The 13,202-nt window shown below is 62.2% G+C and carries 12 protein-coding genes; 8 read left to right on the forward strand and 4 right to left on the reverse strand.

Features of this window, described 5'->3' with window-relative positions:
• The 4 genes from moaC to HMPREF2967_RS08710 all read right to left on the reverse strand — a co-directional run bounded on the left by moaC (position 1) and on the right by HMPREF2967_RS08710 (position 4,778).
• On the reverse strand, positions 1–486 hold the full coding sequence (gene moaC, locus HMPREF2967_RS08695) for a cyclic pyranopterin monophosphate synthase MoaC (RefSeq protein WP_070531177.1): 486 nt from the start codon (positions 484–486) through the stop codon (positions 1–3).
• 128 nt (positions 487–614) lie between these two features.
• Complete coding sequence (locus HMPREF2967_RS08700) at positions 615–1,832, reverse strand: molybdopterin molybdotransferase MoeA (protein ID WP_070686073.1); 1,218 nt, start codon at positions 1,830–1,832, stop codon at positions 615–617.
• 10 nt (positions 1,833–1,842) lie between these two features.
• Positions 1,843–2,976: a GTP 3',8-cyclase MoaA gene (gene moaA / locus HMPREF2967_RS08705; protein WP_070686075.1), complete on the reverse strand. Its 1,134-nt coding sequence runs from the start codon at positions 2,974–2,976 to the stop codon at positions 1,843–1,845.
• Positions 2,977–3,026: 50 nt separating this feature from the next.
• The gene (locus tag HMPREF2967_RS08710; protein ID WP_070686077.1) at positions 3,027–4,778 is read right to left on the reverse strand and encodes a long-chain fatty-acid--CoA ligase; all 1,752 of its coding nucleotides are present in this window, start codon (positions 4,776–4,778) and stop codon (positions 3,027–3,029) included.
• A gap of 467 nt (positions 4,779–5,245) precedes the next feature.
• Here HMPREF2967_RS08710 and rho point away from each other — a divergent pair, with 467 nt between their 5' ends.
• From rho to HMPREF2967_RS08750, 8 genes are all read left to right on the forward strand, one after another.
• Positions 5,246–7,165 carry a transcription termination factor Rho gene (gene rho, locus HMPREF2967_RS08715; protein ID WP_070686079.1) on the forward strand — a complete coding sequence of 640 codons (1,920 nt, stop codon included), beginning with the start codon at positions 5,246–5,248 and terminating at the stop codon, positions 7,163–7,165.
• On the forward strand, positions 7,165–8,241 hold the full coding sequence (gene prfA / locus HMPREF2967_RS08720) for a peptide chain release factor 1 (RefSeq protein ID WP_046648926.1): 1,077 nt from the start codon (positions 7,165–7,167) through the stop codon (positions 8,239–8,241). Before rho ends, prfA begins: the two co-directional genes overlap by 1 nt.
• Before the next feature lie 24 nt (positions 8,242–8,265).
• Complete coding sequence (prmC, locus tag HMPREF2967_RS08725) at positions 8,266–9,186, forward strand: peptide chain release factor N(5)-glutamine methyltransferase (RefSeq protein ID WP_070686080.1); 921 nt, start codon at positions 8,266–8,268, stop codon at positions 9,184–9,186.
• Positions 9,187–9,240: 54 nt separating this feature from the next.
• On the forward strand, positions 9,241–9,918 hold the full coding sequence (locus tag HMPREF2967_RS08730; protein WP_070686081.1) for an L-threonylcarbamoyladenylate synthase: 678 nt from the start codon (positions 9,241–9,243) through the stop codon (positions 9,916–9,918).
• A gap of 10 nt (positions 9,919–9,928) precedes the next feature.
• On the forward strand, positions 9,929–11,104 hold the full coding sequence (locus HMPREF2967_RS08735; protein ID WP_070525174.1) for an MraY family glycosyltransferase: 1,176 nt from the start codon (positions 9,929–9,931) through the stop codon (positions 11,102–11,104).
• A gap of 16 nt (positions 11,105–11,120) precedes the next feature.
• Complete coding sequence (locus HMPREF2967_RS08740; protein ID WP_070686082.1) at positions 11,121–11,555, forward strand: Cg1360 family ATP-synthase-associated protein; 435 nt, start codon at positions 11,121–11,123, stop codon at positions 11,553–11,555.
• Positions 11,556–12,002: 447 nt separating this feature from the next.
• Entirely contained in the window at positions 12,003–12,815 is an 813-nt protein-coding gene (gene atpB / locus HMPREF2967_RS08745) for a F0F1 ATP synthase subunit A (RefSeq protein ID WP_070525178.1), read from the forward strand.
• A gap of 99 nt (positions 12,816–12,914) precedes the next feature.
• Positions 12,915–13,157 carry an ATP synthase F0 subunit C gene (locus HMPREF2967_RS08750; protein WP_010187073.1) on the forward strand — a complete coding sequence of 81 codons (243 nt, stop codon included), beginning with the start codon at positions 12,915–12,917 and terminating at the stop codon, positions 13,155–13,157.
• Positions 13,158–13,202 lie beyond the last annotated feature (45 nt).

Here is a 13,202-nt window from a genome sequence, read left to right on the forward strand (position 1 = left end):
TTAACCTTTCGTTCCGGGCAGCTCGCGGGACCAATCACCGGAGCGGCCCCCGGACTTCGCGGTGATGCCGCAGCGCCGGATATAGGCGGAGCGGTCAACGCCTTTGACCATGTCAATGAGCGCCAAGGCGGCGATGCTCACCGCGGTGAGCGCCTCCATTTCCACGCCGGTGCGGTCGGCGGTGCGCACTGTGGCTTCGATGAAGACGTGGTCTTCACGCAGCTCAATGTCCACCGCACAGCCATGCACCCCAATGGTGTGGGCCAGCGGAAGGAGATCTGGAACCTTCTTGGCAGCCGCGATGCCAGCCACACGCGCAACCGCAAGCACGTCCCCCTTAGGCACGGTTCCCTCCCGCAGCGCGGTGAGAACTTCTGGTGAGCACGCGACCTCGCCTTGGGCGGTAGCGGTGCGTACCGTGGGCTGCTTTTCGGTGACGTCCACCATATAGGCGGAGCCGGCGTCGTTGAGGTGAGTGAACTTCATGTCTAAACAGCGATCCTTTCCTAGCGTGGACCTAGCCTAGCTGACGAAGAGTGGGCCGATCCGGGTGTTCAGATGCGCGATCTTTGGTAGCAATGGAGGGGTGGGGGATGTGGAGGCGGATTGTGAAGCTAGTAAGGGTAGACGGTAAGTTGCTCGCCGGCGGCGACCGGACTCGTCAGCAGCGCAAAGCCGTGTGTGCCCGGAAGGGCGGCAACGTGGTGGCTGCGCATACGCGGACCCGGCGGTGGGCTTGCGGTAATGGAGTCCGTCATGGTGATGGAGCACGGCTGAATGAGCGGGTGGTGAGGTTCGGGGAAGTCCGCACCGGCGACGGCCGTGAGGCACGGCCGGTCCTTGACACCCGCGGGGCGGGGCAGTCCGCGCAGAGAGCGCAGCAGTTGGGTGAGGTAGAGGTGTGCGGAGACAAACGCCGCCACCGGGTTGCCCGGCAAACACACCACGGGGATACCGTCCCAGAGCGCATGGCCCTGAGGCGCGCCGGGCCGTTGGTTGACGTGGCCGAACCAGTAATCATCGCGTTCCACGGCATCCTCAATCACGGCGCGAACCACGTCGAAGGCGCCGGCCGAGACGCCGCCGGTGGTGACAATGAGATCGGAATCCGCAGCGGCCGCGTTGAAGCGCCGGTGCAGCTCAATGGGGGAATCTCCACAGACCGTGCGGGTGATCTCGCAGAGACCGGTGGAAGAAATGAGGGCTTCGAGCATGGGCCCATTCGAATCGGAAAGCTGGCCGTTGATCAGCTCCTCACCCGTGGCAATGATGGTTACTCGTGGGATGCGGTGAACCACGGCGCTGTCAACGCCGGAGGAGAGGCTGGCGGCGATAAGGGGGGCGTCGACAAGCGTGGCAGATCCAGCGAGTTGGTGGCCGGCGTCGATGTGGGAACCGCGTCGCCGGATATGGTTACGGTCGGGCAGGTGGTGCACCGTAACGGTTTCAGGCACAGGTCCGGGCCCTAGGGGAACATCGGTGTTTTCTACTGGTATGACCAGGCCATCAAAACCCTCCGGAACCTCCCCGCCAGTCATGATTCGCACCGCGGTCCCAGGCTGCGGGACCTGAGTGGGTGAGCCTGCTGGGACATCACCTATAACAGGCAGCGTGAATGGGGTGGTTAAGTCATCAGGTGACGCCGGAGCTGGGATGAGGAAGCCGTCCATCGCCGAATTATCCCGCGGCGGGAGGGGAAGACGGGCGAAGAGTGGCTCGGCCAGAACGCGGCCTTGTACAAGGGGAGCGCGCTCCGCAGGCAGGACGTGAACCAATGCGTGGAGGCGGTCGAAATACTCCTCGATGCTTAAGTCAGTCCCAGTGCTTGTCATTGCACCCAATCTAGCCGCCGATGGCGGACATCGGGCGATCGGGCTGGAGGAATCCTTCATCATCCACACCATGGCCCGGCAGCTTCTTCCACATTTCGCCCGCCCACGCGGCGGCGAGTTCCGCGTCGCTAGCGCCGCTGCGCAACAAGTCCCGCAAGGACGTCTCCGAGTTGCCGAACAAGCAATTACGCACAGCGCCGTCCGCAGTGAGTCGCGTGCGGTCGCAATTGCCGCAGAAAGGCCTTGTCACGGATGCGATGACGCCGATTCGACCTACCTGTATTAAGCCATCGCGCGCTTGCGCGGTCCACAGTGCGGCGGGGGCGGAGCCTCGGGGCTTCTGCACAGGTGTGAGCTCGAATTCTTCTCCCAAACGAGCCAAAATATCTGCCGCGGTGACCATCCGGGAGCGTTCCCATTCTTCGCGCGGGCCTAATGGCATCTGCTCGATGAAGCGCAGCTGCGCGCCTCGCTCGAGGCAGTAGCGCGCCAAGGGGACGATGTCCTCTTCATTTACTCCGGGCATAACCACGGCATTAACTTTGACCGTGCCCAGACGCCCTTCGCGGTGGGCGGCTGTGGTGGCTTCGATGGCGGCGAAGACATCGCCCAGCCTGTCGCGCCGGGTGAGGCGGGCATAAAGCTCAGGATCAATGGTGTCTAGGGAGATGTTGACGCGGTCCAGCCCCGCCTCAATGAGACCGTCCAGGCGGCGGGGGAGTCCCAAGCCATTGGTGGTCAGTGCGGTGGCGGGGGCCAACTTTTCGTCTGTGCGTAGCTGCGTCGTGGCGGCGATAATCTTCTCTAGCGACTTGCGCAGCAAAGGTTCGCCGCCGGTAAAGCGCACCTGGCGGATGCCCAAGTGGGTTACGGCAATCCTGATGAGGCGGATGGTCTCGTCGTCGCTGAGTGTCTGGGCAGTGGGCATCCACTCGAGGCCCTCGGCGGGCATGCAATACGTACAGCGGAGGTTGCAGCGATCGGTCAGCGAGACTCGAAGGTCGCGCGCTTGGCGTCCATAACGGTCGAGCAAGTCGCGGCGACCATCGCTTAATGCAGGCGGCAGGTCCGGAGGCGTTGCGTCGGCACCGCCGCGGGTGGAACCGCGCGGGGAGGGCGTAGGCAGAAAGACGCGATCAGACATTAACCACACTTTAGCCGGAGTAATAGCAGATCTATAGTCGCTCGGCCCCTTTATTGCGTGGCGCCCTCTTCGGTATCGAGGCGCTGCGCCTCGCCCGGGCCCTTCAGCCGGATGATGTTATAGGCACCCTCGGCAAGATGGGCACGGAGATCCTTCTTGTCGAATTTGCCCACCGAGGTCTTGTCGATGGACTTCACGAAGGTCCAGTACTCCGGCAGCATCCAGGAGGGCAGTTCGGAGCGCATCCCGTCACGCAGGCGCTCGGCGGTCTCAATCGTGGGGCTGATATCCGCGGCGAGCACGGTGACGGCCAGCGGGCGCTCGACCCACTGCTTGTCGGGGTAGCCAATGACGGCGCATTCGAGCACCACCGGGTTGGCCATGATGAGGTTTTCCAACTGGACGGAGTAGATCCACTCGCCGCCGGACCGGATGACATCGCGCGCGCGATCCTCCACGGTGAGGAAGCCATCCTCGTTGACGTATCCGACGTCACCAGTGCGCAGCCAGCCGTCGGCCGTGAACTTGGAGGCCGCATCTTCGACGTCCTTCCCACGGAATTCGTGGGCGGCGCCGCCGTCCTCTGAGGTGGGTGAGTGATAGTAGGAGCCGGTCACCAGGTTGCCGCGCACCTGGATCTCGCCGGCATTACGGTCCGTGGTGTTGACCACGTGGCCGTCATTGACCACCCGGTATTCCAGGGAGGAAGGAAAGCGCCCCTGGGAAATGCGGTAGGCCCACCGGGCCTCACCCGAAGCACCTGAGGGCGGGCGCGCCACGGTACCCACCGTGGTGGTTTCCGCCATGCCCCACACGTGAACCACGTCCACGCCATAGCGCTCCTCCCAGCTCTTGATGAGCTGCGGCGGGACGGGCGATCCGCCGGCGAATATCTCCGTCAGCGTCATGCGTTCCGGCGGGTTCTTGAGGTAGTGCACGAAGAGCTGAATCCAGATGGTGGGCACGCCATGCGCCACGCGCGGGGAGGTGGCGGCGATGATCTTGGCCAGGGTGGCGGGGGAGACGTCGGCGTCGGGAAGCACCAGCGGCGTGCCCGTCATCCACGCCGCAAAGGGAACGCCCCAGCTTAAAACGTGATAGATGGGGATGCAGCACAAGAAGGTCTCACCATGGGTCACGCACAGGGAGTCGGAAGAACGCAACTGCATCCCCTCCAAAAACAGGGCGCGGTGCGAGTAGAGCACACCTTTCGGCGCGCCGGTGGTGCCAGTGGAGTAGCACAGCGCGGCGGCAGTGTGCTCATCCAAAACCGGCCAGTTGTACACGGTGGAGCGCCCATCCAGTAGCTGCTCGTAGCTATACACGTCAACGTTGCCCGGCAGTGGGGTGCTGGGCTTGCCGACGCCCGTGAACACCACCGCGCGCACGCAGTCCACGCCTTCCAGAACCTGGGCAAGCTGGTCGGCGAGGCGGGAATCCGCGACGATGACGCGAACCTCGGCGTGGTTGATGATGTGCCGGATCTGATCATTCATGAGCTGCTTGTTGAGCGGCGTAAACACCGCTCCCTTGCAGGCCGTTCCGAAAAGCACCTCGAGGTGTTCGGCGCAATTCCACATCAGGGAGCCCACGCGTTCATCACCAGTGATGCCGAGCGTGTCATGCAGGGCGTGGGCGAAAGCGGCGGCGCGTGCACCGATATCGGCGAAGGTCGTCTCTTCGCGTTCGTTGCCGGGATTGGCGCTGTGCCACGTGACTACCTGGGTTTGGCCGTGGACGGAGGAACCGTACTCCAGGATGCGGGTGAGGGACAGCGGGATATCCTGCATAGTGGAGAGCATGCGCACTACTTTAGCCGTGTCAGTGTGAGCGCGGTGGATGGATGCGGTATAGTTGTTCGCGACTGGCGGGGAAAGCCTTCCTCGCACCTCCGAGCTCCCTCCACGGCGTGCACACCTGCGGTGAAAAACTCATGGCAGTCCAACGGTGCGCGCGGCAATGAGAGGGTAGAGATACGCTCGCAGTCGCCTTCTTAAAATATCTCCCCGCGATTGACCCGCGGCCGCTTCCTTGAGTTCTTTTCGGAGTGCAGCAAGGAGTTCTTCACGTTCTGCTCCGCAGGGCCGGAGAGGGGGGAGAGCCAAAGAAAACCACCGCCCACGGGGATCGCGGTCGCGTGAACTCGCTGGTGGCGGCGGACCATCTCAATTACACACTGGCTTCCAACGCCCACGTGGAGCGGCACCACGCACAGTGCGGGTGCGGCTGAACAGACGGCGCGCGTTGGTGAAGCGACGAAAGGATATCCGTGAGCGATACGGACAAGACCGCAGCACAGGATCTCGCGTCCCTGAAGCTGCCGGAATTGCGCAAGCTGGCTGCGGAGCGCGGACTTCGCGGCGTCTCCGGACTGCGCAAGGGGGATCTCATCACCGCACTGACCACCGGCCAGGTGCCGGCGCGCGGCGCGAAGGCCGCAGCCCAAGCGGAGACCAAGAAGGACGAACAGCCGCGCCGCGCTACCCGCAAGGCTTCTCGCCCTGCCGGCGCCGCAGACCAGGAGTCCGAGCAGCCGGAGCAGGATAAGAAGCGCAAGCAGGACCAGCCGAAGCAGCAGACTGATGAAGCTGCCAAATCTGACAAGGCTGATAAGTCCGAGCACAACGACGGTAACGACGAGCACCGCTACGAGTCCCGCTCCCAGGCTCGCCGCGCCCGCCGCAACCGCGCCCGCCGCCAGGAGCGCGAGGCCCGCGAAGAGGCCAAGGGCAACGGAAATAACAACGGTGCTGAGGACAATAATGGAAAGTCCGAGGACAACCAGTCCCGCGGTGGAAACAACTCCGATAACGGCGATCGCGGCAATGGCGGCAATGGCAATAATGGTGGCAATAACGGTGGCGGCCACAACAATAACCGCCGCGACAACCACCGCAACGACGATGACAACAATGGCGGCGGTCGCCGTAACCGCCGCAACCGCCGTAACCGCCGCGGGCGTGACCGCGATGGTGGCGGCAATGGTGGCAACGATCTGCAGATCCGCGAGGGCGATGAAGTACAGGTAGTCGGCGGCATCCTGGAGGTCGTGGACAACAACGTGGCCTTCCTGCGCACCACCGGCTACCGCGCGGCCAGCTCCGATGTCTTTGTTAACAACAACCTCGTGCGCCGCTTGGGCCTGCGCTCCGGCGACGCGCTGACCGGCAAGGTCAAGGTTTCTGGCCCGACCCACACCCACGGCAACGGCCGCAACCGCCGCAAGTACAACCAGCTGGTGGAGGTCGACACCGTCAACGGACTGGATCCGTCGACTGCGAAGGACCGCCCGGACTTCTCCAAGCTCACCCCGCTTTACCCGAACCAGCGCCTGCGCTTGGAGACGGACCCGAAGATCCTCACCACCCGCGTCATCGACCTCATCATGCCGATTGGTAAGGGCCAGCGCGCGCTGATCGTCTCCCCGCCGAAGGCCGGTAAGACGACGATCCTGCAAAACATCGCCAACGCCATCGCCACGAACAACCCGGAGTGCTACCTCATGGTGGTCCTCGTGGACGAGCGCCCCGAAGAGGTCACGGACATGCAGCGCAGCGTCAACGGTGAGGTCATCGCCTCCACCTTTGACCGCCCGCCGTCAGAGCACACCTCCGTGGCGGAGCTGGCCATCGAGCGCGCCAAGCGCCTGGTGGAGCAGGGCAAGGACGTCGTCGTCCTCCTCGATTCCATCACCCGCCTGGGCCGCGCCTACAACAACTCCTCCCCGGCGTCGGGCCGCATCCTGTCCGGTGGTGTGGACTCCAACGCCCTGTACCCGCCGAAGCGCTTCTTGGGTGCTGCCCGCAACATCGAAAATGGTGGTTCGCTGACCATCATCGCCACCGCGATGGTGGAAACCGGCTCCACCGGTGACACGGTCATCTTCGAGGAATTCAAGGGCACCGGCAACGCCGAGCTCAAGCTCGACCGCGCCATCTCCGAGCGCCGCATCTTCCCGGCCGTGGACGTCAACCCGTCCGGCACCCGCAAGGACGAACTCCTCCTGGTTCCGGAGGAGGCGCGCATCATGACCAAGCTGCGCCGCATCCTTTCCGGCCTGGATTCCTTTGCTGCCATCGATTTGCTGATCAAGCAGCTCAAGAAGACCCGCTCCAACGGCGAATTCCTCATGCAGGTGGCCTCGTCTGCGCCCATGGCGGCAGATATGGATGAGGAGGACTACAAATAATGTCGAACCAGGTTTCCCTCGTTGATGACATCGTCTCCGAGTACCAGGGCATCGAGATGCAGATGGCTGACCCGGACGTAGCCGGAGATCAGAAGCAGTTCCGCAAGCTGTCCAAGCGCTACGCTGAACTGCGCCCCATCGTTGCTGTCAACGATGAACTCGTCCAGGCCCGCCAAGACCTGGCCGACGCCAAAGAGATGGCCTATGAGGACCACGAGTTCCAGCCCGAGGTTGAGCGCCTCGAACCGCTCGTCGTGGAACTGGAGGAGAAGCTCGCGGATCTGCTCGCTCCGCGCGATGAGCAGGATTCCGAGGACATCATCATGGAGATCAAGGCCGGCGCCGGCGGCGAAGAGGCAGCACTTTTCGCTGGCGACCTAGCCCGCATGTACGAGCGTTTCGCCGACAAGGCCGGCTTCCAGTGGGAGGTCCTGGGCCTCAACGAGTCCGACCTCGGTGGCGTCAAAGACATGTCCATCTCCTTCAAATCCAAAACCCCGTCCCGTGATGGCGCGTGGAGCGTGTTCAAGTTTGAGGGCGGCGTGCACCGCGTGCAGCGCGTCCCGGTGACCGAGTCCCAGGGCCGCATCCAGACCTCCGCAGCCGGTGTGCTGGTCTACCCGGAGCCGGAAGAAGTCGAAGCAGTCAACATCGATGACAAGGACATCCGCGTCGACGTCTACCGTTCCTCCGGTAAGGGTGGCCAGGGTGTGAACACCACCGACTCCGCCGTGCGCATTACCCACCTGCCCACCGGCCTGGTGGTGACGTGTCAGAAGGAGCGCTCGCAGATTCAGAACAAGGCGCGTGCACTGCAGGTGCTGCAAGCCCGCCTGGATCAGATGGAGCGCGAGGCACGCGAGGCCGAGGCCGGCGAGCAGCGCGCATCCCAGGTGCGCACCATGGACCGCTCCGAGCGCATCCGCACCTATAACTGGCCGGAGAACCGCATTACCGATCACCGCATCGGCTACAAGGCAAATAACCTCGACTCCGTTCTCAACGGCGACATGCACGACCTCATCGAGGCCCTGCAGGCCCAGGAGCGCGCCGAGCGCCTCGAGGCCGAGGGCTAGAAGGCTAAGGCACGGTTATTAACGGTGACTTTTCACACCTATAGGGAGGCGCTTCGTGATGCCACGGAGCGCCTTCGCGCTGCCGGGGTGCCTTCACCCGAATGGGACGCGCGCCTGTTGGCCGCCCACCTCATCCACTGCGGGCACATGGACATCCCCCTCGACGAGCAACCGATCCCTGGGTTTGACGTGGCCTATGGAGCGTTGGTGGGGCGTCGTGAAGCGCGCGAACCACTCCAGCACATCTTGGGCGTGGCGTGGTTCGGTCCGCTCGAGCTTGAGGTCGGCCCGGGCGTGTTCATTCCACGCCCGGAAACGGAGGTGCTCGCCGACTGGGGAGTTAAATCTCTGAAGAGATCTAACTCGTCGGGGTCAAAGGAACTTAACTCGTACGGGACAAAGGAATTTAACTCGCAGTCTCCCCGCGTCGTGGACTTGTGCGCTGGGTCCGGTGCGCTCGCGCTCTACGTTGCGCACTACGTGCCACAGGCCGAGGTGTGGGCGGTGGAGCTTGCCGACGCCTCCCTGGCCTACACCCGCCGCAACGCCGCAACCGCAGTGCACGGCGGGGCGGGAACCGTACACGTGGTCCAAGGGGATGTCACCGAGGCGGACCTCTTGTCGGAGCTGCACGGCACCGTTGACCTCGTGCTGACGAATCCGCCATACGTACCGGAGACCCCGGACCTGGAACCGGAGGTCTACCAGGATCCTCACGAGGCAGTGTTCGGGGGAGTAGATGGCATGGAAACCATCAACGCGATGATCCCGACCATCGCTGCGCTGCTGCGCCCCGGTGGCCGCGTGGGCATCGAGCACGACGACGACACCTCCCAACAGGTGCAGGTAGCCCTGCGCGCGCATGGAGGATTTAGCCACATCGAGGTGCTCAAGGATCTCACTGGCACCGCCCGCTTTGTCACGGCACAGCGGGGAGTACAGTAGATTGGTCGAAGATTGGTCGACAAGCCGACAGGAACGGGATTAAAGGAGAGACCAATGCAGGGACAGATTTATAACTGTGCGGACGCCGCCGAGCGCGAAGAAGGAATGGCCTTTGCCGTCAAGGCGGCCAAGTCGGGGCGGCTCGTGGTCATGCCCACTGATACGCTCTACGGGCTGGGCTGCGATGCCTTTGATAACGATGCCGTGGCTAGCCTGCTGGCCACCAAGCACCGCGGCCCAGACATGCCGGTACCGGTGCTCGTGGGCTCCTGGGATACCGTCAAAGGTCTTGTCGCGTCGTTGGATGATACCGCCCAAACGCTGATCGAGGCCTTCTGGCCGGGCGGACTATCCATCGTCGTCCCGCAGGCGCCGTCGCTTCCGTGGAACTTGGGAGATACCCGCGGCACGGTGATGCTGCGCATGCCGCTGCACCCCATCGCCATCGAGCTTTTGCGTGAGGTCGGCCCCATGGCGGTGTCCTCCGCGAATATCTCCGGACAAACCCCACCCACCACGGCGATTGCCGCCAAGCAGCAGCTGGGTAAGGCCGTCACTGTCTATCTGGACGGGGGAGAGGCCGAGGTAGGCAAGCCATCCACCATTATCGATCTGTCTGGCTCCCGTCCCTATCTTTTGCGCGAAGGCGCATTGAGCGCTGAGCAGATCGGTGAGGTCATCGGAGCATCCGCAGAGTCCTTGCGCACCCGCCCGGGCGCCCAATCCTCTTAAGGAGACATCAGTGGCTGGAACCGGAGTGCCGCTGCGCGAGCTAGCGTTGGTGATCTTTGTCGCGGCGGCGTTTACCTACCTCACCACCGGACTGGTGCGCACCTTCTTAGTACGCAGCGGCCAGGTGGCGGAGATTCGTCTGCGCGATAGCCACTCTCAGCCAACGCCGCAGCTGGGCGGGGTGGCGATGTTCACGGGTTTTGCGGCCGCCGTCTATCTCGCGGGCCAGCTTCCAGCCTTGACTCGCGGCTTTATGCCCGTCACGCCTGAGATGAATGCTGTGCTGTGGTCAGCCGCAGCCATCGTCCTCGTGGGCGTGGTGGATGACTTGGTGGAGCTGAGCGCTCTGGTCAAGCTCATCGGTCAGCTCGTGGCCGCGGCCATCATGAGCGGATTGGGGCTGACGTGGACGCTTCTCTTCCTGCCTTTTGGTGATGGAACTACGGTCATCTTGGACCAGGTCCAGGGGACACTCTTGACTACGTTCTTTACGGTCCTGCTTATCAATGCCATCAACTTCGTCGACGGGCTCGACGGTTTGGCGGCCGGGCTGGGCATGATCGCCGGCGGCGCCATCTTGGTTTTCTCGCTGACAGTGCTGCACGACCAGGGCGGTGCGGTGTCCGCGTATCCGCCGGCGATTATCGCTGCCGCTCTTGTTGGCGTGTGTGCCGGGTTCCTCCCTCACAACTTTGAGCCCTCCCGCATCTTCATGGGGGATAGCGGTGCGATGCTGATTGGTTTGCTCCTTGCGGCTGCGTCGACTTCCGCCTCCGGCAAGATCAACATGTCTTTGTACGGCACCGTGGATATTGTGGCGTTGATGTCACCCGTCATCGTCGTGGTCGCCGCGGTCTTTATTCCAGTCCTGGACCTTGTCTGGGCTGTTATTCGCCGCGTATCGCAGGGGCGCTCACCTTTCGCTGCCGATAAGGCACACATTCACCACCGGCTGCTGTCGCTGGGGCATACACACCGCCGCACCGTGCTGGTGCTCTACCTGTGGGTCTCCGCGGTGGCTTTCGGTGCGGTTTCCTTCTCCATCGTTCCGGCCCCTGCGGCCGTGGCGTTGGCGGTTCTCGCGCTTGGCGTGGCCTTCGGCGTGACCCTGATTCCGCTGCGCCAGGGCAAGATTGGGCGTCGGCCGCGGGCTACCAGTGTGGTGCTGGAAACTGATCCTTCCTGAGGTAGGGTATGGGGCTGTGACTGATTCAACGACCTCCGAAGAGCTTTCGCCCTACGACGATCATCGTCGCCCCCTCAAGCGCGCCCTGCGTCTCGGGGTCATCGGCCTTATCGTCGTAACCATCGCGTCCCTGTCCATCTGGGGTGGCGTTCGCGGAGTGCCCGGAATTTGGGGAGTACTCGTTGGCGCGGCCATCGGCGGCGGCTTCGTGCTCTTTACCGCGGCCTCGGTGCTTGTTACCGCACGCACGACACCCTCGACGACGATGGCTGTGGTCCTAGGTGGCTGGTTGCTTAAGGTCGTCATCCTCATCATGGTGTTGTTGCTGATCAAGGACCTAGAGTTCTACGACACGATGGCCCTCTTCGTCACCGTCCTACTGGCGCTGGCGGTGACGTTGGGAACTGAGGTATGGGGTGTGGTCACCTCCAACGTGACCTACGTGTCTTAGCCTTTCTCGACCTTTTTCAGTGAGCCACTGCTCCCGGTGACCCCGGGAGGGTGGCTTTTTGTGTAGCGAAATGACGCCGCTTCGGGCGCTCATTACCCCCGTCAAGGTGGGAAAACGCGGGTGTGTGACCAAATACACTTAGTAGGGTTTTGGCAGAATGTGGGCGTTTTATGCGGCCGCACGGCGCTGGGCTGTGCCTTTAGGTTCACAACGCTGCCCCCACGTGCGAAAACTTGAGGGCGAACTGATAGCATTCTCTTCGGGTTACCGCGGGTTAGCGTCATGCTATCCCGAAAAAGTACGGTTTATCCTTGCCCTGTTTACGCTGATGTGCGACGGAGTCCGTGAGCAGGGCAAAGAGCTTGAGACGTCCATCGCACCACATAGCCTTCGACAAGCTGTGTGGCCCGAACACGGGAGAGAACGCTGAGCGTTACGACATTGGCCATGAAGGGTGAGTTTCACGCACCCGAACTGGATCCAGAATTTTTCCCGGGGCACGTAACCGAAGATGGTGGAGTCGTCGATCTTCTTTTCGCCGATTTCGCCAACGGTTGGTTCGCTTTGGATCGCATCATGCTGGTCCGCCTGTTTATGGCGGCTATCTTGGTGCTCCTTTTTGTTGTCGCCTTCAGGAACCCGAAGCTGGTTCCTAAAGGATTGCAGAACGTAGCGGAGCATGCGATTGACTTCGTACGAATTCACATCGCAGAAGACATCTTGGGCCGTAAGGAAGGACGTCGTTTCCTTCCGATCCTGGCCACGATCTTCTTCGGTGTTTTGTTCTGGAACGTAGCAACTATTGTTCCAGCCCTAAACATCTCTCCGAATGCTCGTATTGGTATGCCAATCGTGCTGGCAGTCGTTGCGTACATCGCCATGATTTACGCCGGCGCAAAGCGCTTTGGCTTCGGCAAGTTCGTCAAGTCCTCGGTGGTTATTCCTAACCTCCCGCCGTTGCTGCACGTGCTTGTTGTACCGATTGAGGCTTTCTCTACGTTTGTCATGCGTCCAGTCACGCTGGCTCTTCGTCTTATGGCGAACTTCCTGGCTGGCCACCTCATTTTGGTCCTGTTGTACTCGGCAACGAACTTCTTCTTCTTCCAGTTCAACGGTTGGACCGCACTGAGTGGCCTCACTCTGGTCGCAGCGGTTCTGTTCACGCTGTACGAAATTATCGTCATCTTCCTGCAGGCATACATTTTCGCCCTGCTGACGGCGGTATACATCGAACTGTCGCTGCATGCAGATTCGCACTAACAACAACGCGAACCTCGCGGTTAACTAAATACCCCAGAAATCACCACTTCCCCCGCGGAACAATTCGCGGGAAAACATTGAAAGGGAACGACTTTCATCATGAACGAAATCATTCTTGCTCAGGCTGCTGACGAGTCCACCCTCAAGGGCCTCGGCGCTATCGGCTACGGCATCGCAACCATCGGCCCGGGTCTGGGCATCGGTATCCTCGTCGGCAAGACCGTCGAGGGCATGGCTCGCCAGCCGGAGATGGCTGGCCAGCTGCGTACCACCATGTTCCTGGGTATCGCCTTCGTTGAGGCCCTCGCCCTGATTGGCCTCGTTGCAGGCTTCCTGTTCTAAAGAGCGCTTTACACAAAGTAAATCGAACTTTAAGAACGGAGCCCC

Origin of the sequence: Corynebacterium sp. HMSC059E07 (assembly GCF_001814395.1) — a bacterium.
GTDB classification, from domain to species: Bacteria; Actinomycetota; Actinomycetes; order Mycobacteriales; family Mycobacteriaceae; genus Corynebacterium; species Corynebacterium hesseae.

Bases quoted from the DNA above. Each gene is read 5' to 3' on its own strand.
- moaC (WP_070531177.1), bottom strand. From the start codon at position 486: ATGAAGTTCACTCACCTCAACGACGCCGGCTCCGCCTATATGGTGGAC.
- HMPREF2967_RS08700 (WP_070686073.1), bottom strand. From the start codon at position 1,832: ATGACAAGCACTGGGACTGACTTAAGCATCGAGGAGTATTTCGACCGC.
- moaA (WP_070686075.1), bottom strand. From the start codon at position 2,976: ATGTCTGATCGCGTCTTTCTGCCTACGCCCTCCCCGCGCGGTTCCACC.
- HMPREF2967_RS08710 (WP_070686077.1), bottom strand. From the start codon at position 4,778: ATGCTCTCCACTATGCAGGATATCCCGCTGTCCCTCACCCGCATCCTG.
- prfA (WP_046648926.1), top strand. From the start codon at position 7,165: ATGTCGAACCAGGTTTCCCTCGTTGATGACATCGTCTCCGAGTACCAG.
- HMPREF2967_RS08730 (WP_070686081.1), top strand. From the start codon at position 9,241: ATGCAGGGACAGATTTATAACTGTGCGGACGCCGCCGAGCGCGAAGAA.
- atpB (WP_070525178.1), top strand. From the start codon at position 12,003: ATGAAGGGTGAGTTTCACGCACCCGAACTGGATCCAGAATTTTTCCCG.
- HMPREF2967_RS08750 (WP_010187073.1), top strand. From the start codon at position 12,915: ATGAACGAAATCATTCTTGCTCAGGCTGCTGACGAGTCCACCCTCAAG.